General features: G+C 69.4%; 20 protein-coding genes. 13 read left to right on the plus strand and 7 right to left on the minus strand.

Annotation, left to right across the window (positions count from 1 at the left end):
* Together AB0L65_RS39540 and AB0L65_RS39545 are read right to left on the minus strand one after the other, a co-directional pair.
* The gene (locus AB0L65_RS39540; protein ID WP_364256591.1) at nucleotides 1–540 is read right to left on the minus strand and encodes a hypothetical protein; all 540 of its coding nucleotides are present in this window, start codon (nucleotides 538–540) and stop codon (nucleotides 1–3) included.
* Between the two features lie 147 nt (nucleotides 541–687).
* Nucleotides 688–1,785, minus strand: a complete 1,098-nt coding sequence (locus AB0L65_RS39545; protein WP_364256593.1) for a GNAT family N-acetyltransferase — start codon at nucleotides 1,783–1,785, stop codon at nucleotides 688–690.
* A gap of 55 nt (nucleotides 1,786–1,840) precedes the next feature.
* Here AB0L65_RS39545 and AB0L65_RS39550 point away from each other — a divergent pair, with 55 nt between their 5' ends.
* The 6 genes from AB0L65_RS39550 to dop all read left to right on the plus strand — a co-directional run bounded on the left by AB0L65_RS39550 (nucleotide 1,841) and on the right by dop (nucleotide 11,037).
* A complete protein-coding gene (locus AB0L65_RS39550; protein WP_350735376.1) occupies nucleotides 1,841–2,692 on the plus strand; it encodes a tRNA (adenine-N1)-methyltransferase in 852 nt (283 codons plus the stop codon).
* A 194-nt stretch (nucleotides 2,693–2,886) separates the two neighbouring features.
* Nucleotides 2,887–4,659, plus strand: coding sequence for a proteasome ATPase (gene arc / locus AB0L65_RS39555; protein WP_318786861.1), 1,773 nt, complete (start codon nucleotides 2,887–2,889; stop codon nucleotides 4,657–4,659).
* Between the two features lie 137 nt (nucleotides 4,660–4,796).
* The gene (hypF, locus tag AB0L65_RS39560) at nucleotides 4,797–7,037 is read left to right on the plus strand and encodes a carbamoyltransferase HypF (RefSeq protein WP_364256596.1); all 2,241 of its coding nucleotides are present in this window, start codon (nucleotides 4,797–4,799) and stop codon (nucleotides 7,035–7,037) included.
* Between the two features lie 76 nt (nucleotides 7,038–7,113).
* Nucleotides 7,114–8,289 (plus strand): pyridoxal-phosphate dependent enzyme, encoded by a 1,176-nt coding sequence (locus AB0L65_RS39565; protein ID WP_364256599.1) that lies wholly within the window; start codon nucleotides 7,114–7,116, stop codon nucleotides 8,287–8,289.
* Between the two features lie 67 nt (nucleotides 8,290–8,356).
* Nucleotides 8,357–9,436, plus strand: a complete 1,080-nt coding sequence (locus tag AB0L65_RS39570) for an acyltransferase (protein WP_364256602.1) — start codon at nucleotides 8,357–8,359, stop codon at nucleotides 9,434–9,436.
* Between the two features lie 86 nt (nucleotides 9,437–9,522).
* The gene (gene dop / locus AB0L65_RS39575) at nucleotides 9,523–11,037 is read left to right on the plus strand and encodes a depupylase/deamidase Dop (protein WP_363969745.1); all 1,515 of its coding nucleotides are present in this window, start codon (nucleotides 9,523–9,525) and stop codon (nucleotides 11,035–11,037) included.
* A 38-nt stretch (nucleotides 11,038–11,075) separates the two neighbouring features.
* Here the strand turns inward: dop and AB0L65_RS39580 are convergent, their stop codons facing one another.
* Nucleotides 11,076–11,480 carry a hypothetical protein gene (locus AB0L65_RS39580; protein ID WP_350735389.1) on the minus strand — a complete coding sequence of 135 codons (405 nt, stop codon included), beginning with the start codon at nucleotides 11,478–11,480 and terminating at the stop codon, nucleotides 11,076–11,078.
* 147 nt (nucleotides 11,481–11,627) lie between these two features.
* Here AB0L65_RS39580 and AB0L65_RS39585 point away from each other — a divergent pair, with 147 nt between their 5' ends.
* Both AB0L65_RS39585 and AB0L65_RS39590 read left to right on the plus strand, forming a co-directional pair.
* Nucleotides 11,628–11,837, plus strand: a complete 210-nt coding sequence (locus AB0L65_RS39585) for a ubiquitin-like protein Pup (protein ID WP_344995612.1) — start codon at nucleotides 11,628–11,630, stop codon at nucleotides 11,835–11,837.
* Between the two features lie 34 nt (nucleotides 11,838–11,871).
* Complete coding sequence (locus AB0L65_RS39590) at nucleotides 11,872–12,870, plus strand: endonuclease domain-containing protein (protein ID WP_364256605.1); 999 nt, start codon at nucleotides 11,872–11,874, stop codon at nucleotides 12,868–12,870.
* Here the strand turns inward: AB0L65_RS39590 and AB0L65_RS39595 are convergent.
* The 4 genes from AB0L65_RS39595 to AB0L65_RS39610 all read right to left on the minus strand — a co-directional run bounded on the left by AB0L65_RS39595 (nucleotide 12,843) and on the right by AB0L65_RS39610 (nucleotide 17,257).
* Entirely contained in the window at nucleotides 12,843–13,904 is a 1,062-nt protein-coding gene (locus AB0L65_RS39595; RefSeq protein WP_364256608.1) for a DNA polymerase IV, read from the minus strand. The genes AB0L65_RS39590 and AB0L65_RS39595 overlap by 28 nt on opposite strands.
* Nucleotides 13,905–14,107: 203 nt before the next feature.
* Complete coding sequence (locus AB0L65_RS39600) at nucleotides 14,108–14,914, minus strand: ABC transporter permease subunit (protein WP_364256611.1); 807 nt, start codon at nucleotides 14,912–14,914, stop codon at nucleotides 14,108–14,110.
* On the minus strand, nucleotides 14,911–15,813 hold the full coding sequence (locus tag AB0L65_RS39605) for a sugar ABC transporter permease (protein ID WP_364256614.1): 903 nt from the start codon (nucleotides 15,811–15,813) through the stop codon (nucleotides 14,911–14,913). Before AB0L65_RS39605 ends, AB0L65_RS39600 begins: the two co-directional genes overlap by 4 nt.
* Nucleotides 15,814–15,889: 76 nt before the next feature.
* Nucleotides 15,890–17,257: an extracellular solute-binding protein gene (locus AB0L65_RS39610; RefSeq protein ID WP_364256617.1), complete on the minus strand. Its 1,368-nt coding sequence runs from the start codon at nucleotides 17,255–17,257 to the stop codon at nucleotides 15,890–15,892.
* A 297-nt stretch (nucleotides 17,258–17,554) separates the two neighbouring features.
* Here AB0L65_RS39610 and prcB point away from each other — a divergent pair, with 297 nt between their 5' ends.
* The 5 genes from prcB (at nucleotide 17,555) to AB0L65_RS39635 (ending at nucleotide 22,763) form a co-directional block, all read left to right on the plus strand.
* A complete protein-coding gene (gene prcB / locus AB0L65_RS39615; RefSeq protein ID WP_364256620.1) occupies nucleotides 17,555–18,301 on the plus strand; it encodes a proteasome subunit beta in 747 nt (248 codons plus the stop codon).
* 21 nt (nucleotides 18,302–18,322) lie between these two features.
* Entirely contained in the window at nucleotides 18,323–19,117 is a 795-nt protein-coding gene (gene prcA / locus AB0L65_RS39620) for a proteasome subunit alpha (RefSeq protein ID WP_364256863.1), read from the plus strand.
* 589 nt (nucleotides 19,118–19,706) lie between these two features.
* Nucleotides 19,707–20,243: a hypothetical protein gene (locus tag AB0L65_RS39625; protein WP_364256623.1), complete on the plus strand. Its 537-nt coding sequence runs from the start codon at nucleotides 19,707–19,709 to the stop codon at nucleotides 20,241–20,243.
* 151 nt (nucleotides 20,244–20,394) lie between these two features.
* Nucleotides 20,395–21,753, plus strand: a complete 1,359-nt coding sequence (pafA, locus tag AB0L65_RS39630) for a Pup--protein ligase (protein WP_185076838.1) — start codon at nucleotides 20,395–20,397, stop codon at nucleotides 21,751–21,753.
* A gap of 74 nt (nucleotides 21,754–21,827) precedes the next feature.
* A complete protein-coding gene (locus AB0L65_RS39635) occupies nucleotides 21,828–22,763 on the plus strand; it encodes an FKBP-type peptidyl-prolyl cis-trans isomerase (protein WP_364256626.1) in 936 nt (311 codons plus the stop codon).
* The last annotated feature ends 6 nt before the right edge of the window (nucleotides 22,764–22,769 follow it).

The raw sequence follows: 22,769 nt of genomic DNA on the forward strand, positions 1-22,769 counted from the left end.
TTACCCCGGGATCCGGTCGCCTCCAACGGGAAGGTTCGGCGGCTGGGCCGGGCGGAACGCCCGTACCCCGCGCAACAGCCGTACCGCGGCCTCCAGCCCGCTCGCCGCCTCCAGCGCCCGCCCGGCGGCGGTCGCGAAGCGGCTCAGCAGGTGCTCGTCCCCGTCGCCGAACCTCCGCCCGGCGACCCACACGAACGTGTGGTCCCGCGTCGCCAGCGGCAGCGGAGTGGCCAGGAAGCCCGGCTCGCCCACCGCCGCGTCGCGCGCCAGCCGGACCGTCGCCGGCACGGTCGCCAGCTCCTTCAGCACCCCCGACTCGGCCAGCCACCGGCGCACGCGCTGGGGATCGCCGGGAGGGGCGTGCGTGTGGATCGCGTCGGCCTCCAGCCGCAGGGCGTCCACGCGCACGAATCCCGCGTAGGCCGTGCCCGTGACGGCGGCGGCGGTACGCGCCAGCCGGTCGAGCAGGTCGACGGCCTCCAGGCAGGAGAACGAGGCGATGAGTTCACGCATGGCGGCATCGGCATGGTTGTATGACATCGCGGTGGTCCCTCGGGGGGAGGAGAGATCGCGCGGCCCGATCGCGCGAAACTGAAGTGCGGGTGCCCTGACTATCACCCCCGACGCGGCTCCTGACTAGCCCTCAACAGGAAATCGGGATTTCTGCCCCCTCCCGCTCCGCACGCGTCACGTGGGACGCAGCACCGACCACGCCAGGTCGTCCGCCCGCGTCCCGTCCGCCTTGACGAACAGCCCCCGGTGCACGCCCTCCCGGCTGAACCCGGCCCGCTCCAGCACCGCGTGCGAGGCCGTGTTGCCCGCGTCGGTGCCGGCCACGATCCGGTGCAGCGCCGTGTTCGCGAACGCCCAGTCCACCAGCAGCCGGACCGCCCGCGTCATGAACCCCTTGCCCCGGAACCCGGGCACCAGCGAATAGCCCACCATGGCCTGCCCCAGCGACGGGACGACGTGCGCCAGCTGGATGTGCCCGGCGAACGCCCCCGACGCCGCGTCCCTGACGGCCAGCTCGATCCGCTGCCCCGACACCCACCAGTAGCCGGTGTAGCGGCAGCGCCGCTCGTGCTCCTCCAGCGTGCCCATCGGCCCGAAGTGATAGGCCGCCACGGTCGGGTCGGCCAGCATCCGGTGGAAGTCGCCGGCGTCCTCCACGGCCAGCGGCACCAGCCGCACCACGCCGTCGCACAGCTCCCCGTCCGCGAAGAACGGCAGGTACGGCTCCGCCGTCACCGCGTCCACCGTGTCCTCGGCCAGCCGGGCGAAGGTGACCATGTCGACGTAGCGGCCGTCGCGCAGCCGCCTGGCGTCCCGGCGGCGCCCCTCCTCGAGGAAGCCCGCCTTGACGGCCACCCGCAGGCTCGCCACGTTCTCCACCGCGGCCTGCAGCTCGACCCTGCGCACCCCGTGGTCGAACAGCCAGTCGGTGACCGCCCTGGCCGCCGTCGCCGCGACGCTCCTGCCCCGGGCCCACGGCGCCACCATGTAGCCGATCGAGGCCACGCCCCACTGATCGGGCCGCACGATCCCGATGGAGCCCACGTAGCCGCCGTCCTGCGTGATCACGAACTCCGCGCCGCCGTCCGCCCACTTCGCCGCCGCCTTCTCCAGGAAGCCGCGCGCGTCCTCCATCCGGTACGGCGACGGCAACGCCGGCAGGAACCGGGCGGTCACCGGGTCGTTGCACACCTTCACGATCGCCTCGACGTCCTCCTCCGCGGGAGGCCGGAGAATCAGGGGACCGGTGGTGATCACGTCGCGCGGAAGCATCCCCCATAGATACCGTGCGTCCGGACGCACTCGAAAGCCCTATAACCTTGCGGCCATGGGTTTCCGCAGGCATGGGCCTTTCCAGGCGGGGGATCAGGTGCAGCTCACCGACCCCAAGAACAAACGCCACACGATCACGCTCAAAGAGGACGGCGTCTTCCACACCCACAAGGGCGCCATCCCGCACAGCGACCTGATCGGGCAGCCTGAAGGCTCCGTCGTGCGCTCCTCGGGGGGCACCCAGTACCTCGCCTTCCGCCACCTGCTGCAGGACTACACGCTGGCCATGCCGCGAGGCGCGGCCGTCATCTACCCGAAGGACGCCTCGATGATCGTCGGCATGGCCGACATCTTCCCGGGCGCGCGGGTGATCGAGGCCGGCGTCGGCTCCGGCGCGCTGACGTGCTTCCTGCTGCGGGCCGTCGGCCCCGACGGGCACGTCACCTCGTACGAGCGGCGCCAGGAGTTCGCCGACGTGGCGAGCAAGAACGTGGAGAAGTTCTTCGGCGGCCCCATGGACGACAACTGGCGCCTGGTCGTCGGCGACCTGGTCGCCTCCATCGACGAGAGCGACGTCGACCGGGTGATCCTCGACATGCTCGCCCCGTGGGAGTGCGTCGACGCCGCCGCCAAGGCGCTCACCCCGGGTGGCGTGATCTGCTGCTATGTCGCCACGACCACGCAGTTGTCCAAGACGGTCGAGATGATTCGCGATCACGGGTGTTTCACGGAGCCGCATGCGTGGGAGACCCTGGTTCGCGACTGGCACGTCGAAGGGCTCGCGGTGAGACCGGATCATCGGATGATCGGTCACACGGGATTCCTGGTCACCGCCCGCCGCATGGCGGACGGAGTGACGCCCCCGCCGAGACGCCGTCGACCGAAGGGGACCACCGAGGAACTATGACAATTTGGCCACGGGGGTGCGTTGGTGCGTGACACGGGAACAGATTGCCGTGTTCATGTGCTGGGAGTATTAAACGCACTATTGAGGATTATTCACCGAATACTGAATGTCACTCTACGAACACTGCCCGGCCAGGTTACGGAGGGGCCCGAGATAGGTAAGGTCCTAAGTAGTCGCCCTCGACTGGGAAGGAGGTGACGGGCGTGGCAGCTCGCGATGATGCTGAGGCTCGAGCCGCGCAGCGCGAACGGGAGGTCGCTGATCTTTCAACACAGGTCTCCTTCCTCCAGGAGGAGATCACCGCGCTGAGGCGGAAGCTGGCCGAGTCACCCCGTCAGGCCAGGGTCCTCGAAGAGCGTCTTCATGAGGCGCAGGCGAATCTCGCGGCCGTGACCGGCCAGAACGAACGCCTGGTCGCCACACTGAAGGAGGCCCGGGACCAAATCGTCGCCCTCAAGGAGGAGGTCGACCGGCTGGCGCAGCCGCCATCCGGTTTCGGCACCTTCCTCGAGGCCAGAGAAGACGGCACCATCGAGGTGTTCACCGGCGGCCGCAAGCTCCGGGTGAACGTCAGCCCTGCCGTCGACATCGACTCGCTGCGGCGTGGCCAGGAGGTCATGCTCAACGAAGCGCTCAACGTGGTCGAGGCTCTCGGCTACGAAGAGGTCGGCGAGATCGTCATGCTGAAAGAACTGCTCGACGAGGGCAAGCGGGCCCTGGTCATCTCGCACGCCGACGAAGAGCGCGTCGTGCGACTGGCCGAGTCGCTGGTCGGCCAGCCCATCAGGGCCGGCGACTCGCTCCTGCTCGAGCCGCGCTCCGGCTACGTCTACGAGCGCATTCCCAAGTCCGAAGTCGAAGAGCTCGTCCTCGAGGAGGTCCCCGACATCTCCTACGAGGAGATCGGCGGCCTCGGCAGGCAGATCGAGCAGATCAGGGACGCCATCGAGCTGCCCTACCTGCACGCCGACCTGTTCCGCGAGCACAAGCTCCGGCCCCCCAAGGGCGTGCTGCTGTACGGTCCGCCCGGATGCGGCAAGACGCTCATCGCCAAGGCGGTCGCCAACTCCCTGGCCAAGCAGGTCGCGGAGAAGACCGGCCAGTCCGGCAAGAGCTTCTTCCTCAACATCAAGGGCCCCGAGCTGCTCAACAAGTACGTCGGCGAGACCGAGCGGCACATCCGCCTGGTCTTCCAGCGGGCCCGTGAGAAGGCCTCCGAGGGCACCCCGGTGATCGTGTTCTTCGACGAGATGGACTCGATCTTCCGCACCCGAGGCTCCGGCGTGTCCTCCGACGTGGAGAACACCATCGTCCCTCAGCTGCTGTCGGAGATCGACGGCGTCGAGGGCCTGGAGAACGTCATCGTCATCGGCGCCTCCAACCGCGAGGACATGATCGACCCGGCGATCCTGCGGCCCGGCCGCCTGGACGTCAAGATCAAGATCGAGCGGCCGGACGCCGAGGCGGCCAAGGACATCTTCTCCAAGTACCTCATCGCCGACCTGCCGCTGCACCCGGACGACCTCACGGAGCACGCCGACTCCCGCGAGGGCACCATCCAGGGCATGATCCAGAGCGTCGTCGAGCGCATGTACACCGAGAGCGAGGAAAACCGCTTCCTCGAGGTGACCTACGCCAACGGCGACAAGGAAGTCCTCTACTTCAAGGACTTCAACTCCGGCGCGATGATCCAGAACATCGTCGACCGTGGCAAGAAGATGGCCATCAAGCAGTTCCTCGAAACCGGCCAGAAGGGCCTGCGGGTGCAGCACCTGCTCACGGCCTGCGTGGACGAGTTCTCCGAGAACGAGGACCTGCCCAACACCACCAACCCCGACGACTGGGCCCGCATCTCCGGCAAGAAGGGTGAGCGGATCGTCTACATCCGCACGCTCGTCTCCGGCAAGCAGGGCACCGAAGCCGGCCGGTCCATCGACACCGTCGCCAACACCGGCCAGTACCTGTAGAACCCCCGAACGGGAGGGCCCGCCGTGGCCCTCCCGTTCGCATGTCCGCGCCCCGCCGCGGCGACCCCGGCGAGGACGCCGGATGCGACACGGCCGATACGCATGCACGCCGCCCCGATCAGGCGCACACTGGGCTGATGACCACGCTCAAACGAGTAGACGTGCACGTCGAAGGCGTCGTCCAGGGCGTCGGCTTCCGCCCCTTCGTGCACTCGCTCGCCCGCCGGCTGGGTCTGGCCGGGCGGGTGCACAACGACGTCGACGGAGTGCACATCGAGGTCGAAGGCGCCCTGGCCGGCGTCGAGGAGTTCCTGACCGCGCTCGAACGCGACGCGCCCGCCCTGTCCGAGATCGAACGCGTCACCGTCGTCAGCGCCCGCCCCACCGGCCACAACGGCTTCACCATCGCCGCCGGCCTCCCGTCGGGCCCGCTGCGGCCCCTCGTCCGCGCCGACGGCGCCACCTGCGACGACTGCCTGCGCGAGCTGGCCGACCCCGCCGACCGCCGCCACGGCTACCCGTTCATCAACTGCGCCAACTGCGGGCCCCGCTTCACGATCGTGCGCGGCGTCCCGTACGACCGGCCCCTGACCACCATGGCCGGCTTCGGCATGTGCCAGGCGTGCGCGGCCGAGTACCACGACCCCGGCAACCGCCGCCACCACGCCCAGCCCACCTGCTGCCCCGCCTGCGGGCCCCGGCTGCGGCTGCGCGACGCCCGCGGCACCGAGCTGTGCGGCGACCCCATCGCCGGCGCCGTCACCCTGCTGCGCGCCGGGCGCGTCGTCGCCGTCAAGGGCCTCGGCGGCTTCCACCTCGCCGTGCCCGCCGCCGACGAGCGGGCCGCCGCGGCGCTGCGCGGCCGCAAGCACCGGGAGGAGCAGCCGTTCGCCGTCATGACGGCCGACCTGGCGCAGGCGCGGCGGCTGTGCGAGATCGACGAGCACGCCGCCGAGCTGCTCACCGGCCGCGCCCGGCCCATCGTGCTGCTGCCCCGCCTGCCCGGCGCCCCCGTCGCCGCCTCCGTGGCGCCCGCCACCCGCAGCCTCGGCCTCATGCTGCCCTACACGGCCCTGCACCACCTCCTGCTCGCCGAGCTCGCCGAACCCATGGTCCTCACCGGCGGCAACGTCTCCGGCGAGCCCATCGCCTACGAGGACGACGACGCGCTCACCCGCCTGAGCGGCATCGCCGACGCCTTCCTCATCCACGACCGCCCCATCCACGTACGCGCCGACGACTCGGTCGTGCGGCCCATGGCGGGCGAGGTGACCGTGCTGCGCCGCGCCCGCGGGTACGCGCCCGAACCGCTCGCGATGCGCTGGCCCGCGCTCCGGCCCGTGCTCGCCTGCGGCGCCGAGCTGAAGAGCACCTTCTGCCTGGCCGAAGGACGGCGCGCGTTCGTCTCCCAGCACATCGGCACCCTGGAGAACCACGAGACGCTCCGGTCGTTCGTCGAGAGCATCGACCACTTCTGCGGCCTGTTCGGCATCCGGCCCGAGGTCGTGGCCCACGACCTGCACCCCGGCTACCTGTCCACCCGGCACGCCATGGAGATCCACGGCGCCGAACTCCTCGGCGTCCAGCACCACCACGCCCACATCGCCTCCTGCCTGGCCGACAACGGCGACCCCGGGCCCGTGCTCGGCGTGGCCCTCGACGGGCTCGGCCACGGCCCCGACGGCACCCTGTGGGGCGGCGAGTTCCTGCGCGCCGACCTGACCTCCTTCGAACGCCTCGGCCACCTCGCCCAGGTTCCCATGCCGGGCGGGAGCGCCGCCGTCCGGCAGCCCTGGCGCATGACCGCCGCCTACCTCGGCGATGACCACCCCGGCCTCGACGTGGCCCGCCGCAACCCCTGGGCCGACGCCCTCCGGCTCGCCCCCGGCTCCCCGCTGACCTCCAGCGCGGCCCGCCTCTTCGACGCCGTCGCGGCGCTGCTCGGCGTCCGCGACAAGATCACCTACGCGGGGCAGGCCGTCGTCGAGCTCGAACAGCACGCCGACCCCGCCGAGCGCGGCACGTACGAGGCCGGGATCACCCACGGCGACCTGCTCGTCGTGGAGGGCGCCGACCTCGTCCGGGCCGCCGCCGCGGACCTGGTCGCAGGAGCCTGCACCCGCGCGATCGCCGGCCGCTTCCACAACGGCCTCGCCGACGCCGTCACCCGCGCCTGCGACACCCTCCGCCACGCCACCGGGCTGACCGCGGTGGCGCTGTCGGGCGGGATGTTCCAGAACGCGCTGCTGCTGGAGGCCACCGTGGCCCGGCTGCGCGCGGCCGGGTTCCGGGTGCTCAAGCACGTGCGCGTGCCGCCCGGCGACGGCGGCGTCAGCCTCGGCCAGGCCGCCGTCGCCGCCGCCCGCGACCGCGCCTGACCACCCGTCACCCTGGTCTCCCCGCGGCGGAGTGGCGGGCCGGGGGAGAGCGGCCGGCCGCCCTAGCATGGCGATCATGGAGTACCTCAACCCCGCCCGCGCCCCGTACACCGCGCACGACCGCGCGCTCATCGGGACCGAGCACGCCCGCCAGGCCCGCGCCCACTTCGCCCGGCACCCCTCCTACCGGCCCACACCGGTCCGCACCATCCCGGACCTGGCCGGAACCGAAGCCGTCCACGTCAAGGACGAGAGCGGGCGCATGGGGCTGGGCAGCTTCAAGGCGCTCGGGGGCGCGTACGCCGTCCACCTGCTCGCCGAGCACGAGGGCGGCGGCACGCCGTTCGTGTGCGCCAGCGCGGGCAACCACGGCATCTCCGTCGCCTCCGGCGCCGCCGAGGTCGGCGTGGACTGCGTCGTGTACCTCAGCGAAGGCGTCCCCGAGGCGTTCGCGCAGCGGCTGCGCGGACTCGGCGCCGAGGTGCGGCGCAGCGGCGAGGACTACGAGGCCAGCATGGCCGCCGCGATCCAGGCCGCCGAACGCAACGGCTGGCGGCTCGTCGCCGACAGCTCCTGGAACGGCTACACCGGCATCCCGCTCGACGTCATGCGCGGCTACACCGTCCTGTTCGACGAACTCGCCGACCCGGGCGCCCTGCCCGCCGTCCCCGCGCAGACCGCGCGCACCGGCGGCCCCGCCGCGCCCCCAGGAGCGCGCGCCGGCCTCGAGGCGTACTCGGGCAGGCTCAACGGTTCCTCGGCCGTGACCGGCGGCCACAGCACGCCCCACGGGGCGGCGGGCGCGCCCACCCACGTGTTCCTCCAGGCGGGTGTCGGCGGGCTCGCCGCCGCCGGGGCCGCGTACGTGCGCGACCGCTGGGGCGAGCAGCCCAAGATCGTCGTGGTCGAGCCGGAAGGCGCGCCCTGCCTGCTCGAAAGCGCCCGGGCCGGCGAGCCCGTACGCGTCCAGGGCGGCCGCACCATCCTCGGCCGCCTCGACTGCCCGGAACCCTCCGTCATCGCTTTCCAACTCCTCCACCACCTCGCCGACCTCTACATGACGATCACCGACGACCAGGCGGCCGACGCCGCCCGCCTCCTGGCCGGCCACGGCGTCCACCTGTCGGAGTGCGGCGCCGCCGGAGCCGCCGGCCTGCTCGCCCTCACGCCCGCGTCCCGCGACGCGCTCGGTCTCGACGACGCCTCCCGCCCGCTGGTGGTGGGAACGGAGGGCCCCGTGGAACCAAAGTGATCCAGGTGACGTCAAAAAGGGCGTGCACGCACCTAACCGGCCCAAGCATGCTCGGGGGGACGGCCGGTTGGCCGAGCTCGACCTCCTGCGCTTCATCGCCGCCCTGGCCGTCGTCGCCTTCCACTACCTGGTGGCGTACGCGTCCGTCTGGGGGGCCAGGCCCGCCGCGCTGTTCCCGCCGCTGGCGCCCTTCGCGGGGTTAGGCATCCTCGGTGTCGAGCTGTTCTTCATCATCAGCGGGTTCGTCATCCTCATGACCGTGTGGGGGCGCGGCCTCGGCGGGTTCGCCCAGTCCAGGTTCATCCGCCTCTATCCCGCGTACTGGCTCAGCCTCGGCGCCACCGCCGCGCTCTACGGGCTCACCGGCGCCAAGGCGCTGGACCCAAAACTTTCACCAGGCGACTACCTGGTGAACGCCACCATGTTCCAGCGGTTGTTCAAGGTCACCGACGCCAGCCAGGTCTACTGGTCGCTCTGGGCGGAGCTCCGCTTCTACCTGCTGATGGTCATCCTCGTGATCATCGGGGTCACGTACGGGCGCGTCCTGATCTTCTCCGGCGTCTGGCTGGTGGCCGCCTTCGGCGCCGACCTGCTCGGCAACGAGATCGTCAACGAGATCGTCATGCCCGACTACGCGCCCTACTTCATCGCCGGCATGTCCCTCTACCTCGTCCACAAACACGGCAGCGCCTGGCTCCCATGGCTCTACGTGGTCGGCGCGTACGCGCTGTCGATCGGCTCCGCGCTCGACCGGGTCCACCGGCGCGTCGACAACGTCGGGTTCAAGAACATGCCCGTCACCGACGTCAGCGTGATCATCGCCATCACGCTGATCTTCGCCGTGATGGCCGTCGCCGCCCTCGGGCTGATCCGCCTCAAACCGTCCAGGACGCTCACCGCGCTCGGCGGCATCACATACCCGCTTTACCTGTTCCATGGCGTCGTCGCGGTGGCCCTCATCCCAGCGCTCACCGGCCACATGCCCCCCTGGGCCATCGCCACCACGACCGTCCTGACGGCCGTGGTGCTGTCGTATCTCGTGTACTCCTTTGCCGAACGGCCCATCCAGCGGCTACTCAAGCCCCGCAGACCCACGCAAACCCCATCAGCTCCGGCCGTACAGGTTGAAAAGGCGTCGGTGCCATAACTCTGTGACCCTGGGGCACTGTGAAGGGCATAGGCTCGGGCATATAAACGGCGGATAGGCAGATCCGGACGAACAGAGGGTGTTGCATGACGGTGCGTCGGGTGATGGGCATCGAGACCGAGTACGGCATCTCCGTACCCGGCCAGCCAGGCGCCAACGCGATGGTGACCTCCTCGCAGGTCGTGAACGCCTACCTGGCCGCCTCGGCGGCGCGGGCGCGCAGGGCCCGGTGGGACTTCGAGGAGGAGAACCCACTCCGCGACGCGCGCGGCTTCGACCTGGCCAGAGAGGTCGCCGACCCCAGCCAGCTCACCGACGAGGACCTCGGCCTCGCCAACGTCATCCTCACCAACGGCGCCCGGCTCTACGTCGACCACGCCCACCCCGAATACAGCTCGCCCGAGTGCACCAACCCCCGGGCCGCCGTCATCTGGGACAAGGCCGGCGAACGCGTCATGTACGACGCCGCCACCCGGGCCTCCGCCATCCCCTCCAACGCGCCCATCCAGCTCTACAAGAACAACACCGACGCCAAGGGCGCCTCCTACGGCTGCCACGAGAACTACCTCATGCGGCGCGCCACCCCCTTCGCCGACATCGTCCGCCACCTCACCCCCTTCTTCGTCTCCCGCCAGGTCGTCGTCGGCGCCGGCAAGGTCGGCATCGGCCAGGACTCCCGCGGCGAAGGCTTCCAGATCAGCCAGCGCGCCGACTTCTTCGAGGTCGAGGTCGGCCTCGAGACCACGCTCAAGCGGCCCATCATCAACACCCGCGACGAGCCGCACGCCGACCCCGAGAAGTACCGCCGGCTGCACGTGATCATCGGCGACGCCAACATGTCGGAAATTTCGACATATCTGAAGCTGGGCACCACTGCCCTCGTCCTCGCCATGATCGAAGAAGGCTTCCTCACCCGCGACCTCGCCGTCGAAAACCCCGTACAAGCCCTCCGGGCCGTCTCCCACGACCCCACCTGCCGCTACGAGATCGCCATGCGCGACGGCCGCAAGCTCACCGCCATCCAGCTCCAGATGGAATACCTCGAACAAGCGCGCAAATACGTCGAAGAGCGAGGCACCGCCCAAGAGGAGATGAACAAGGACATCCTCGACCGCTGGGAGTCCGTCCTCACCCGGCTCGCCGAAGACCCCATGCAGCTCTCCCGCGAACTCGACTGGGTCGCCAAACTCGAACTCCTCGAGGGCTACCGCACCCGCGACGGCCTGCCCTGGTCCCACCCCAGACTCCAGCTCGTCGACCTGCAATACTCCGACATCCGCCCCGACCGCGGCCTCTACAACCGCCTCGTCGCCCGCGGACGCATGCAACGCCTCGTCACCGAAGACGAAGTCCAGCGCGCCGTCGAACACCCGCCCAACGACACCCGCGCCTACTTCCGCGGCCGCTGCCTGCGCCAATACAGCGAATCCGTCGCCGCCGCCTCCTGGGACTCCGTCATCTTCGACATCCCCGGCCGCGAATCACTCCAGCGCGTACCCACCCTCGAACCACTGCGCGGCACCAAAGCCCACGTCGGCGAACTCTTCGACCGCTGCCGCACCGCCGCCGACCTCGTCGCCGCCCTCACCGGCGGCGACTGAACCCTTCTGAACGAGACCGGCCCACGAGGGCCGGTCTCCTACAGCAGCCCCACACCCAGCGTCAGCGTGCCCACCGCCAGGCACGCCCCGCCCGCCACCGTCAACCAGATCAACCTGCTCGGCTTCGTGTCACCCGGACGCACCACCGACAGGAAGAAACCCAGCGGCATCAGGATCGGCGCGGCCACGATCAGCACCCGCGTCAGGGCCTTCACGCCCTCCGGCAGACTCGCCTGGTCCACATAGAGCATCGCCACCAGCGAGAACAGCACCAGCACGCCCGCATGCGCGTGCCCGGCCCGCCACAGGCCGCGCCGGACCGGGTTGTCCAGATAGCCGGGGACGTTGCGCATCAGGAACTTCAGCAGGGTGACGCCGCCGAAGGCCACCCCGGGGACTGTGATGAGGAGCACACCGGCCGTGCTCAGGGATGCGGGGGACATCGGAACCTCCTCGTGTGTAGGTGGATCCATTGTTGGATAGTTTGGCTATCTAGTCAAGCCGGCAAGATCGCTGGGCGATCGGCGCGAAATGTCGCTCGGTTCGGGGAAGATATGCCTTAGAGGCAGTCCCCCAACCGGAGGTAGGACATGGCAACCAAGGACACCGGAGGCCAGAAGCAGGCCGGTCGGCGCGAGAGCGAAGTCGAGGAGACCGAGGCCTCGGCGACGCCGGACGTTCAGGAGCGCCAGGAGAAGCTCACGGACGATGTCGACGCAATTCTGGACGAAATCGACGAAGTTCTCGAAGAGAACGCAGAGGAATTTGTCAGGTCATATGTACAGAAGGGCGGACAGTAGGGGATAAATCGGACATCGGATAGGAGGGGGATCGGTGGAGACGCCGGATGGGTATAAGCGGTGCCCGGACTGCGGGGAAGAGAAGGAGGTCTCCGAGTTCGGGCGCAATAAGCGAATGGCCGATGGGCTGGCGCGATATTGCAAGGCCTGCTTCCAGCGGCGTCACACGCAGAGTTACCGCAAGCGCAGGGAAGAGCAAGGGAAGGCCGTGCGTGAGCGCGTTGAAGTGCCTGACGGGCAGAAATACTGCCCCCGTTGTGCGGAGATCAAGCCAATCACCGACTTCGGAAAGAACAGGTCGGAGAAGGACGGGCTCACCCATTACTGCAAGCCGTGTCATAACCAAGTGATGCGCGAGAACCGCATCAAGCACCACGGCAGCACTCGCAACTACCACCTGAAGCGCCGCTACGGCATCACCGAGGACGACTTCGAGCGCATGCTCGCCCACCAGGGCGGGCTCTGCGCCATCTGCCGGGCCGTCCCCGGCACGTTCGTCGACCACAGTCATCAGACCGGCCAGGTCCGGGGCATTCTCTGTTTCAACTGCAACAACGGGCTCGGCCACTTCGGCGACAATCTGGTGTTGCTGGAGTTGGCGGCCCTTTATCTGGACGGGGAGATTCTCTGGCCCGAGTTCGTGGTCCTCCCGCGGCAGCGTGCCTCGGATGAGGTGGCGCGGACGCGGAGTTATCACCTGACGCAGCGTTATCAGGTTCGGCATGAGGATGTCGAGCGGATGATCTCGGCTCAGCATGGTTTGTGCGTGGTGTGCTGGGATCGGCCGCCCGAGCATGTGGACCATTGTCATCGCACCGGCGATGTGCGGTTTGCGTTGTGTCTGCCGTGCAATACGGGGATCGGGCAGTTCAGGGATGATCCCGGTGTGGTGTGGCGGGCGCTTTCTTATGTCGAGGCGACCGTGGAGGAGTTCGACGAGGTCGAGGTTTCGGAGGAGGAGTTTCGGGAGTTGGTCGAGGCCGAGGAGCGGCTTCGGGGCGAGTTCTATTCGACGGTGTCGAGGGTGGGCTGATCGGCTTTGGGGAGGGTGTAGTCGACGGCGACGCCCAGGAGGCGGACCGGGCGGGTGAGGTCGAAGCGGGTGAGGATGGTGAGGGCCGCCTGCTGGATGGTGGCCGGGTCCGTGGTGGGGGCGGGGAGTTTTGACTGGCGGGTTCGGGTGAGGAACGGGGTGAAGCGGACCTTGACCGATACCCGGGTGATGTCGCGGCCGGCTTCGCGGGCGTCGTGGGCGACCTGGGTGGCGAGGGCGGCGACGTGGTGGGTGATGTCGGCTTCGTCGGTGAGGTCGTGCTGGAAGGTGGTTTCGCGGCTGTGGCCGCGGGCGATCCAGGGTGTGGTGACGATTTCGGCTTCGCCTTTGCCGAGGGCGAGGTAGCGGTACCAGGGGCCGTTGGTGGGGCCGAAGTGGCGGGCGAGGTGGGCGGGGTCGGCGGCGGCGAGTTGGGCGACGGTGTGGAGGCCCAGGGCGGCGAGTTTTTTGGAGATCTTGGCGCCGATGCCCCAGAGTGCGTCGGTGGGGCGGTTGTTCATGATCTCGGCCCAGTTGTCGCTGGTGAGGCGGTAGATTCCGGCGGGTTTGGCGAGGCCGGAGGCGAGTTTGGCCTGGTGTTTGTTGTCGCCGATGCCGATGGAGCAGGACAGCTGGGTGCGTTCGCGTACGGTCTGGCGGATGGTGGCGGCGAGGGTTTCGGGGTCGTCGGTGGTGGCGCCGAGGAAGGCTTCGTCCCAGCCCCAGATTTCGACGCGTACGGGGAATTCGCGGAGTACGGCCATGACGTGGGCGGAGGCGGCTTCGTAGGCGGGTGGGTCGCTGGGCAGGAAGATCGCTTCGGGGCAGCGTTTGAGTGCGGTGCGCAGTGGCATGCCGGAGTGGATGCCGTGTTCGCGGGCTTCGTAGGTGGCGGTGGCGGCCACGGTGCGGGGTTGGGTGGGGTCTCCTGAGCCGCCGACGACGACGGGTTTGCCGCGGAGTTCGGGGTGGCGGAGGATCTCGACGGCGGCGATGAACTGGTCGAGGTCGACGTGGAGGATCCAGTCCCTCATGGTTCTCAGTATGTCGTGGGGCGCCGTGGAGACCGTGTGGAGACGGTGTGGAGGCGGTCGTCGCGGTGGGTGAGGGCGCGGCGGGGCGGAGAAGTCGCCGTCCTCGACGGTCAGGTCGATGCCGTCCAGGGCGCGTACCCCGCCGGGTGAAGACCTTCGTCAGCCCCTGAGGGCGGGTCGCCGGGCGTCCCGGGCGGCCTCGGTCAGGCCTTGATTCCTCCGTGGAAGCGGAAGCCGTACCGTTGGGAGACGAGCAGGTACATCGCCACCACCGGCAGCGAGTACAGCAGCGAGAAGGTGGAGATCAGGTCGAGCTTGGGCGCGCCGCCCTCGGTGTAGAGGGTGTAGAGGATGACCGAGCCGGGTGCCTTCTCGGGGTCGCGCAGCAGGATGAACTGGAACAGGAAGCCGCCCCAGACGCTGGCCAGCGCCCACACGGCGATGGTGGCCAGGCCGGGGCGGACGAGCGGGATCACGATGTGGCGCAGGATCTGCAGGGGAGAGGCGCCGAAGACGCGGGCGGACTCCTCGTACGAGGTGGGGGTCTCGTCCATGAAGTCCTTGAGGATGAAGATCGCGGCGGGCAGCAGGCCGCTGGAGACGACGAGGTGGGTGTCGATGAGGCCGAGCCGGGTGGCCAGCTCGAAGATGGGCACCATGGCGGCGGTGCCGGTGACGACCGACGACAGCAGCAGGAGCAGGTAGAGCAGTGCGTCCCGGCCGGGTACGCGGACGCGGGAGAGGGCGTAGGCGGCCAGCGCGGCCAGGACGACGACGAGCGCGGCGGCGCCGCCTGCCTGGATGAGGGAGTTGCGGATGGAGCCGAGCGCGTACGGGTTGTCGAGGAGGGCGGCGAAGTTGCGCAGCGTGAACTCGGGGACGGAGGTGGTGATCGTCGGGGTGTCGTCGAAGGGGGCGGCGGCCAGCCAGAGCATGGGGAGCGTGAAGAAGGCCAGGATGACGGCGATGAAGACGGTGGCCGCGAGTCTGCCGAGGGTGTGGCGGATCATGCGTGCGGCCCTCCCGCCGCGAGGGCCTCGCGCCGGTCGCGCAGGAGCCGTAGGTACGCCAGCGCGAAGACGAGGTTGACCAGCAGGATGAGGAACGAGATGGCCGCCCCGACGCCGAGCTGGCCGTCGCGCAGCGCGACGCGGTAGACGTACACGGGCAGGATCTCCGATCGCCCTTCGGGGCCGCCGCCGGTGAGCACGAACGGCGTGAAGTCGTTGAACGTCCACAGGCTGATGAGCAGCAGGTTCGTCAGGACGTGGCGCCTGATGCGGGGGAGGACGACGTCGCGCAGCTGCTGGGGGACGCTCGCCCCGGCCAGCCGGGCGGTTTCGAGGTGGGAGGGCGGTACGGTCTCCAGCGCGGCCGCGTACAGCATCATGGAGAACGCGGTGCCGCGCCACACGTTGAAGACGATGATCGACAGCAGCGGATAGTCGAGCAGCCAGGCGAACCCGGGCGTGTGCAGCAGCGCGTTCAGGGTGCCGTCGTCGCGGTCGAGCAGCGCGAACCACAGGAACCCGACGACGGCGCTGGGCAGGATCCACGACAGCAGCACCACGCCTTCGACGGCGCGGCGCACGGGGCCGCCGCGGGTGCGCAGGATCCAGGCCAGGGTGAAGCCGAGCCCCGCCTGGCCGATGATCGCCGAGCCGCCCACGTACAGGACGGTGAGCCACAGCGAGGTGCGGAAGCGGGGGTCGGACAGCGCGGCGGCGTAGTTGCCGAGCCCGACGACCCGCGGTTCGGCGGCGGCCAGGCCGGTGAGGCGGTAGTCGGTGAGTCCGAGGTAGATGGTCCACAGCGCGGGGAAGATCAGGAAGACGGCGATGAGGACGAGGGCCGGCAGCACGAACGCGACCGCCCTGCCCTTGCCGAGCCCGGCGGCGTCGGTGCTCATGGCGATCCTTCGACCGCCGGGATCCGGTGTCTTCCCTCGTCTCTGTGGTCGCTCGCCGCTCATGGCGGACCCGGGCTCAGCCACCGACGTGGGCCGGGCCGCCGACGAGTTCCTCCAGCTTCATCTGGTACGCGGCGGCGGCCTCGTCGGGGCTCGTGCCGCTGACGACGGCGGCGGTGGCCTCCTGGAGCGCGGCCGACACCTGCGGGTAGACGGCCAGGCCGGGGCGGTAGGCGGTGAGGGGCAGCACCTCGTCGGCGACGAACTTCAGCATCGGGTCGGCGGTGAGCACCTCGTCGTTGACGTCGGCGCGCGAGCTGATGCGCACCTGCCCGGCCAGTTGCGCCTTCGTGGCGGCCGCCGAGTGCATGAAGGCGAGCAGGTCCCAGGCGAGCCTGGGGTTCTTGGAGTACGGGTTGAGCACGCGGACGGCGCCGCCGGACATGCTGACGAAGTCCTGGCCGCGGACGCCGGCGCCGGGCCGCTCGGCGGGGATCTTGGCGTAGCCGACGACCTGGTCGCGGTCCTTCATGGGGGCGACGCCGGCCCGGGGTTCGACGACGGAGCGCCAGAAGTAGTCGCTCTCGGCGAGGATGCCGATCTTGCCGGCGGCGAACTGGGCGAAGGACTTGTCGCGGCCCTTGGCCTCCTGCTGCAGTCTGGGGTCGCCGAGGCCGCTGCCGCCGTAGATCTGCCGGTAGAGGCCGAGCGCGTCCTTGAGCGAGCGGGAGGCGCCGGTCCACTTGCCGGCGGCGTAGATCTCGGATCCGGCGCCGGCGAGCAGGGGGAGCACGCCCTGCATGGTCGTGGCCTCGCCCATGGCGGTGCCGGCGTCGATCTGGATGGGGACGGGCACGCCCGCGCCCTTGAGCCTGGTGCCGGCGTCGATGATGTCCTGCCAGCTCTTGGGCTGCCACGGGGCGGGCAGGCCGGCCTTGGCGAACAGGGTCTTGTTGTAGAACAGGACGCGGCCGTCGGTGCCCTGCGGCAGGCCGTACTTCTTGCCGTCGAAGATGCCCAGGCTCTGCACGGCCTGCGGGATCTGCGACCAGCCCTCCCACTGTTCGACGGTGGCGCCGCCGACCTCCGGCAGCGGCTTGATGTAGCCGGCCTGGGCGAACTCGCCGACCCAGATGCCGTCGATGTCGATCACGTCGGCGCCGGTCCTGGACTTGAGGTCGAGCGCGATCTTCGTCTTGTACTGCTCGTCGTCGACGCCGCTGGGCTGGAAGAGCACCTTGACGTCGCGGTGCGTCCGCTCGAACTCGGGGATCACCCACCGCTTGATCCAGTCGGCGGACTCGGAGTTCTTGCCGCCGGAGATGGAGTTGGCGGCGATGGTCAGGGAGACGCTGCCTGCGCCGGAGTCCGCGCCGGTGCCGCAGGACGTGAGGGCGAGGGCGGCCAGGGTGGCGATCACCGCAGGTCGGCTGGGGAATCGCATGTCGGCCTCCTGTTCAGGACGTGCAGACATACCGACAGTCGCACGGGCGCCGGGAGCCGTAAAGAAACGATCTGAACACGGAACGGGGCGGCGTGTGATCACGCGGGTTCGCCGTGAGCTGATCGTGGGAAGTGCAGACAACAACGCAACATGAGTAGGGTCGCCCTAGGAACACTGACGTTTGGAGGGAGTCGCGTGGCATCGCACAGGGATCTGCCCGCCGGCTTGGTCAACCAGCTTTTCCGCAACACCGGAAGTTCCTCGTTCACGGAGTTTGTCAGCTCGTATGCGCCTGATTTGCTGCCGCAGCGGAATGAGGTGCTGGCCACCCCGATCGGCGACCAGGTCCCGCACGCGACGACGATCGTGGCCGCCACCTTCGCCGGTGGCGTGATCATGGCGGGCGACCGGCGGGCGACGTCGGGCAACATCATCTCGCAGCGCGATGTGGAGAAGGTCTTCCGCGCCGACGACTACTCGTGCATGGGCATCGCGGGCACGGCCAGCACCGGCATCGAGTTCGCCCGGCTGTTCCGGGTGGAGCTGGAGCACTACGAGAAGCTCGAGGGCCGCACGATGTCGGTGGCGGGCAAGGCCAACCGGCTGGCCACCATGATCAGGGGCAACCTTCCGATGGCGATGCAGGGGCTGGTGGTGGTGCCGCTGTTCGCCGCGTACGACCCCGACAAGGACGAGGGGCGGATCTTCAGCTACGACGTCGCGGGTGGGCCGTACGAGCGGGAGAGGTTCGACGCGATCGGCTCGGGCTCGATCTTCGCGCGCGGGTCGCTGAAGAAGCTCTACCGCGACGGGTCGTCGGCCGACGACATGGTGATGACGCTCATCCAGGCCCTCTACGACGCCGCCGACGACGACTCGGCGACCGGTGGGCCGGACGTCACCAGGAAGATCTGGCCGATCGTGTCGGTGATCGACGGTGACGGCTTCCGCAGGCTGAGCGAGGAGCAGGTCTCCGATTATGTGGAGCAGATGCTCGAAGCCCGCCTGATCTCGCCTGACGGCCCCATCGCCCCGCTGCGCTAGAAAGGACCACCGCACGTGTCCATGCCTTTTGGATATGCGTCCCCTGAGCAGATCATGCGGGACAAGGCCGACTACGCGCGCAAGGGCATCGCGCGGGGCCGCTCCGTCGTCGTGCTGCAGTATGTCGACGGCATCCTGTTCGTCGCGCCCAACCCGTCGCGGGCGCTGCACAAGATCAGCGAGATCTACGACCGCATCGGGTTCGCGGCCGTGGGCCGGTACAACGAGTTCGAGGAGCTGCGGCTCGGCGGCATCCGCTACGCCGACATCAACGGCTACACCTACGACCGCTCCGACGTGACCGGGCGCGGCCTGGCCAACCTGTACGCCTCCAACCTGGGCCGCATCTTCACCGAGTCGATCAAGTCGCTGGAGGTGGAGGTCGTGGTCGCCGAGGTCGGCGAGTCCAAGGACGGCGACGCGATCTACCGGCTCACCTTCGACGGGTCGGTCTTCGACGAGCACGGCTTCGCGGCCATGGGCGGCCAGGCGGACGCGGTGTCCACCCGGCTCAAGGAGCGTTACCGTGAGTCGATGTCGCTGGCCGACGCGCTGGAGGTGGCGCTGACGGCGCTCACCGAGCCTGGTGGCGAGCGGCCGCCGGTGGCGCAGCTCGAGGTGGCGGTCCTCGACCGCAACCGGGAGCACCGCAAGTTCCTGCGGCTCACGGGCGCCCGCCTGGAGCGCCTCCTGGCCCAGACCACCACCCCGCCCCCGGCCGCCACCCCGCCGCCCGCGGCCAAGCCCTCGTCCGAGGACACCCCGCCTCCCACGGGGCCTGAGGGCGACGTGGACGACGGCTCGTCGCCGCTGTAGCCGTCCGCTCTTCTCACACCCGCCAGGGGCCGCTACGGCTGCTCCTGGCGGGTTTTTCGTTGGCCCGGCATGGGTTGTGGCGGTTTCCGGGTTCGGTACGGGGCGGCGGCGATTTCACGGGCGCACTCCGGGGCACAGCCGTCATTTCGGCAACTCGCGGCGCGGGCCTGACGGTGCCTCGGGGGCTTCGTCGGACGCCGCCCCCGTCGCCCGAAGGGGTACGGGCGGTCGCGCGACACGGCAGCGGGGGTGTGGCGGTCGGCGGCGGTGGACGGGCGACGGGTCCGGCGAGGCGCGCAGGGTGGCGGGGCGTGCGGAGGTAGTCCAGGGGGCGGCGTGGTGGGGGCAGAGGTGCGTTGGGTGGGTGAGCTGTGAGTGGTGAGGGGTGGGCAGCGGTCCGTTGGGTGCTGCGTGCGGGGGAGCTGTGAGTGGTGAGGGTGGCTGAGGGGTGGAGGGGTCGGTGAGGTGATGTGGGGTGGTGGGGAAGGCGGTGTGGGTGGTGGGGGTGTGGGGGAGTGTGACTTGTATCACTGGGGTTGAGGCGAACTTCGGGGGGTGATATCGGGTCTCAAAATCCGTGAACACTCCCATGCGTGGCCTCCTGGCGGCCGGTGCCGCTGTGGTCGTGGCGCTGAGCTCCGGCGTGGCCGCTCACGCCGCCTCCGCGGCGGCCGGCGCGTCCTCCGGGTACGCCGCCGCGTTCCCCAACTTCAAGGCGCCCAAGCCTTTCGGCACGACCTTCCAGGCCGACCCGAAGCACGACTTCACCAAGGGCATCCACTCCCGTCACGACGGCATCCTGCGCGGCCGGATCACCCTGATCCGCGGTGACGTGGCCGAGTACCAGCCGATCAAGTGGAAGAAGGGCACCGAGACCGAGGGCTACTTCGTGGGCCCGCCCGAGGGCGACGTCATGGCGTACGCCTCGCCCGTCGCCAAGGACGTGGTCTATCTGTCGGCGTTCGGCTGCGGGAAGTCGGAGGGCGGCATGACGGTCAACCGGGACACCGGGCTGGGCGACAAGCGCTGCTCCAGGTCGGTGCTGATGAAACGGGAGGGGAAACCCGCGCTCATCACCGTCTACAAGGGGAAGATCGTCCAGGTTCAGGAGATCTGGACGCCCTGACACGAGGGCCCTGGAAACGCGGGAAAAAGGACCCGCGCCCCGTGGGGGCGGGCGCGGGACAAGGGGATAAAAGAGAGGTCACAGAGGGCCGGGTGGGAAAACACCTGGAAGATCTCTCCCGCTCGCGGATCCATGGGCATAGTGTGAGGTGATGGATCGTCGCATCTTCGGGCTGGAGAACGAGTACGGTGTGACCTGCACGTTCAGGGGACAGCGCAGGCTGTCGCCCGACGAGGTCGCGCGCTACCTGTTCCGGCGGGTCGTGTCCTGGGGCCGATCGAGCAACGTCTTCCTCCGCAACGGCGCGCGTCTCTACCTCGACGTGGGCAGCCATCCTGAATACGCAACACCCGAGTGTGACAACGTCATCGAGCTCGTCACGCACGACAAGGCGGGTGAGCGCATCCTCGAGGGCCTGCTGGTCGACGCCGAGAAACGGCTTCGCGAAGAGGGCATCGCGGGTGACATCTATCTGTTCAAGAACAACACGGACTCGGCCGGCAACTCCTACGGCTGCCACGAGAACTACCTGGTCGGCAGGCACGGGGAGTTCGGGCGGCTGGCGGACGTGCTAATCCCGTTCCTGGTGACGCGGCAGATCATCTGCGGGGCCGGCAAGGTCCTGCAGACGCCGCGCGGCGCCGTCTATTGCGTCTCGCAGCGGGCCGAGCACATCTGGGAGGGCGTCTCCAGCGCCACGACCCGGTCCCGGCCCATCATCAACACCCGGGACGAGCCGCACGCCGACGCCGAGCGGTTCCGCCGCCTGCACGTCATCGTCGGCGACTCCAACATGAGCGAGACCACGATGCTGCTCAAGGTCGGCGCCACCGACCTGGTGCTGCGCATGATCGAGTCGGGCACGGTGATGCGGGACCTGTCGCTGGAGAACCCGATCAGGGCCATCCGCGAGGTCTCCCACGACATGACCGGCCGCCGCAGGGTGCGCCTGGCCAACGGCCGGGAGGCCTCCAGCCTGGAGATCCAGCAGGAATACCTGTCCAAGGCGAAGGACTTCGTCGACCGCCGCGGCGGCGACGCCATCGCCCACCGGGTGCTGGAGCTGTGGGAGCGCACGCTGAACGCGGTCGACACCGGCAACCTCGACCTGGTCTCCCGGGAGATCGACTGGGTGACGAAATACCAGCTCATCGAGCGTTACCGGAAGAAGTACGACCTGCCGCTGTCCTCGCCCAGGGTGGCCCAGCTCGACCTGGCCTACCACGACGTGCACCGCAAGCGCGGCCTGTTCTACCTGCTGCAGAAGCGCGGCTCGGTGGAGCGGGTGGCGTCCGACCTGAAGATCTTCGAGGCCAAGTCGGTGCCGCCGCAGACGACCAGGGCGCGGCTGCGCGGCGAGTTCATCCGCAAGGCGCAGGAGAAGCGGCGCGACTTCACCGTCGACTGGGTGCATCTCAAGCTCAACGACCAGGCGCAGCGCACGGTGCTGTGCAAGGACCCGTTCCGGAGCGTGGACGAGAGGGTGGACAAGCTCATAGCCGGGATGTAGCGCGTGGTTTACCTCGGGCCTACCAGGATGTCGGGTAGGGTGACGCGAATCTGCCGTCTTCCCGAGGGAAACCCATGCGCCGCGCTATGGCCGTACTGGCCGCCGTGCCACTGATCCTGTTCGCCGCCGCCTGCGGATCCGACGACGGTGCGAGCACCGGCGCCACCGCCACTGGCGCCGGGTCGGGGGTCAAGGTCACCGGTGACGTGGGCGGCAAGCCCACGGTGACCTTCCCCGCCGGCACGCCCGCCAGCAAGTCGTCGTACGAGGTGATCCAGCCGGGCACCGGCGACGGGATCAAGGCCGGCGACCGCGTGATCGTCAACCTGACCGTCTACAACTGGGACGGCAAGGGCAACGCGGTCCAGGGCTCCTCCTACGACACCAAGAAGCCCGAGACGATCGCGGTCGACCAGCAGATCCCGCAGGTGCTGCAGGAGGGCTTCACCAAGGTCAAGCACGGCGGGCGGCTGCTGGCCGTGCTCGCCAACGACAGCATGGCCCAGCAGCAGGCCACGCAGCCGGCCGAGCCGACCAAGGTGTTCGTGTTCGACATCGTCGGCACCCAGCCGCCGCCGCTGAAGGCCGCCACCGGCAAGGAGACCGGCGAGAGCCTCAAGGGCGTCAAGGTCGTCAGCCCGGGCGGCGACAAGGCGCCGACGCTGACCACGAAGACCGACGAGAAGCCGTCGGACAAGCTCGTCGTCAAGACGCTCATCGAGGGCACCGGGCCGAAGGTGGAGGCGAGCCAGACGCTCACCGTCCACTACACGGGCAAGCTGTGGGGCAGCGACAAGCAGTTCGACTCCAGCTGGGAGCGGGGTCAGCCGGCCGAGTTCCCGCTGTCGGGGGTCATCAAGGGCTGGCAGCAGGGCCTGGCCGGGGTGCCCGTCGGCAGCCGGGTCGTGATGAGCATCCCGCCGGACCTCGGCTACGGCGACCAGGCGCAGCAGGGCATCCCCGCCAAGAGCACCCTCGTGTTCGTGGTGGACATCCTCGGCGCCTCCTGAGCCGAT

It is taken from the genome of Nonomuraea sp. NPDC052116 (assembly GCF_040680035.1).
GTDB classification, from domain to species: domain Bacteria; phylum Actinomycetota; class Actinomycetes; order Streptosporangiales; family Streptosporangiaceae; genus Nonomuraea; species Nonomuraea angiospora_A.